Annotated in this window: 1 protein-coding gene; it reads left to right on the forward strand. The window is 62.3% G+C overall.

Annotation, left to right across the window (positions count from 1 at the left end; all coding sequences use genetic code 11):
* Positions 1-1,542, forward strand: a 1,542-nt coding sequence (locus AC1DEY_RS23210) for an APC family permease (RefSeq protein WP_476870052.1), incomplete at its 5' end; no start/stop codon positions are given.
* Between the last annotated feature and the right edge of the window lie 109 nt (positions 1,543-1,651).

Raw genomic sequence — 1,651 nt, forward strand, 5'->3', positions numbered from 1 at the left:
ATCATGGATCAGCCAATAGCCTCAACGCGCCTTGCCCAAGAGCAAAGCCAGCATCTGCAGAAATCCCTGGGCCGCTTCGACATCCTGTTGCTGGTGGTCGCGGCCGTCATCTCCGTGGAGGTCCTGGGCCAGGTCTCCGGGTTCGGCGGGGAGACGTTCACCTGGACCCTCATCCTGGCTGTCACGTTCCTGGTGCCCTACGGTCTCATTTTCGCCGAGACAGGCGGTGCGTTCACCGAAGAAGGTGGCGTGTACGTCTGGACCAAGATGGCATTCGGCCGAGTGGTTGCAGCCATCACGTCCCTCTTCACCTGGGTGACGCAGCCCGTCTGGGTGGGCGGCGCCATGGCGTTCGTGGCGGTGGAAACGTGGTCCGAATACGTGGGCCATGTGGAGGCCGGCAGCGTAAGCGACTACATCTTCAAGCTCGTCTTCATCTGGATCACGGTGACCTCAGCCATCGTCAGTTTGAAGCACGGTAAATGGCTGCCCTCACTCGGCGCCATCCTCAAGGTCGTGTTCCTGACCTTCTTCATCATTGTCACCCTGATCTATGGCCTGCAGCACGGGTTCAACGGACTCGAACTGGGCTTCTTCTCACCCACTTTGGCTGGCTTCCTTGGCGTTACCCCGCTGCTGCTGTTCTCGTTCCTTGGCTTCGAGTCCGGGAACAGCGCCGCTGGGGAGATGAAGGACCCGGCCAAGGATGTTCCCATCTCGGTCGCCCGGTCTTCGATGATTGCCGCCGCAAGCTACCTCCTGCCGATCCTGGCGATCCTGCTGGTGGTGCCGCTCGACCAGATCACGGGCATCGGTGGACTCTTCGGCGCAGTTGCCACCGTCTACACGGTGTTCGGCCCGGCCGCTGAGGTCATGTTGGCCATTTCAGCGGTGATTTTCTGCTTCGTCCTTGTGTCGCAAGGCGCCGCATGGATGATCATCAGCGACCGTATGCAGGCCATGGCGGCCGCCGACGGTTCGTTCTTCGGAGGCTTCTTCGGCCGCTTCCACCCCAAGCTGGGCACGCCGATCCGGGTCAACACGCTCTCCGGGGTGGTGGCTACGCTGTTCATGCTCGCGGCCATGCAGCTCAGCGGGACCAGCAGCGCACTGTTCGGTGTGGTCCTGACCATCGCCATCTCAACGTTCCTCCTCAGCTACCTTCTGGCGATACCGGCCGCGGTCAGGCTTCGGAGCAAGTACCCCCTGGCCCATCGGCCGTTCAAGGTTCCCGTCTCGGACACCGGGTTCCGCATCCTGGGCGCCATCTGCTTCGTCTGGATCCTGATCGGCTCGTGGGTGGCGATTTTCCCCGGAACACTCGAGGTCCTCTTCGGCCTGGAGTACGACTTCGAAGCAACCTGGGGCGTCCCGCAGTTCACCTTCGAGGCCTTCGCGCTCGGCACACTAGGGTGCATCCTGGCCTTGGGACTCGTTGGTTATGCCCGCGGCAAGAAGGTCCGCGACGCCGTCGCGCCCAGCAGCGATGCCGCCCACCATGCAGGTGCCGACGACAATGGCGCGATTCTTCCCCGAAGCTGACCCCGTCCCCGGCACGGAGCAATGTGCAGTTCAGGTCCCATGAGAAAAACTCAAGGGACCTGAACTGTCAGCATGAAGGTGCGGCATCCTGCCTCGACTGCTTCCTGGA

It is taken from the genome of Arthrobacter sp. 05T47 (assembly GCF_056395825.1).